This window comes from Protofrankia sp. Cr1 (assembly GCF_963555865.1).
In the GTDB taxonomy this organism is placed as follows: Bacteria; Actinomycetota; Actinomycetes; order Frankiales; family Frankiaceae; genus Protofrankia.
In genome coordinates this window covers 1-615 of the sequence record NZ_CAUVXO010000128.1, presented here as the reverse complement: position 1 = coordinate 615, position 615 = coordinate 1, and the positions used below count along the sequence as shown (strand labels likewise).

1 protein-coding gene is annotated in these 615 nt (G+C 68.1%); it reads left to right on the top strand.

Translation table 11 applies throughout. The features are described from left to right. Positions 1 to 267 precede the first annotated feature (267 nt). On the top strand, positions 268 to 615 hold a 348-nt coding region (locus U9980_RS12540; protein ID WP_322768064.1), incomplete at its 3' end, for a DJ-1/PfpI family protein.

The window sequence follows — 615 nt, the reverse complement described above, 5'->3', positions numbered from 1 at the left end:
CTGGCCGCCAGGAGGAGAAGGCGGACCGCCGCGCGTCGTAGCCGGGCGCCCCAGCCAGCGGGTGGGAGGTGACCGACGAATGATCATCCTCCGCGGGCGGCTTGCGCGGCCGTCGAAGCTCTGTCAAGTCGCGTCAGATGCCCTTCGTGGGTGGTCGGGCCGCCGGCACCGTACCGGCTGTGTCCCGTCCCGCAGGCAGAATCTGGTCCGCGGGGCCTGCGAACTGTACCGATGGCCGCGTCCGTCGAGACCGGTGAAGGTGATTGTGTGAAGAAGATCGGAATCCTGCTGTTCGACGAATTTGAAGAACTCGACGCGGTCGGACCGTGGGAAGTGCTGTCGTTCTGGGCTCGCCAGTTTCCGGGCGATGGTTGGGAGGTCACAACACTTTCCCGAGATGGCATGCCGGTCACCGCCGCGAAGGGGCTTGTCGTCCACCCCGAGCATTCGTATGAGACGGCCCCGCCGCTTGACGTGCTGATCTACCCTGGCGGGCAGGGCACCCGCGCCCACCTGGGCGACGAGGCGCAACTCGACTGGGTGCGCCGGCAACGTGCGCAGGTGCCCCTCCTGGCCAGCGTCTGCACCGGCTCGCTGGTGTATGCGCGCGCCGGG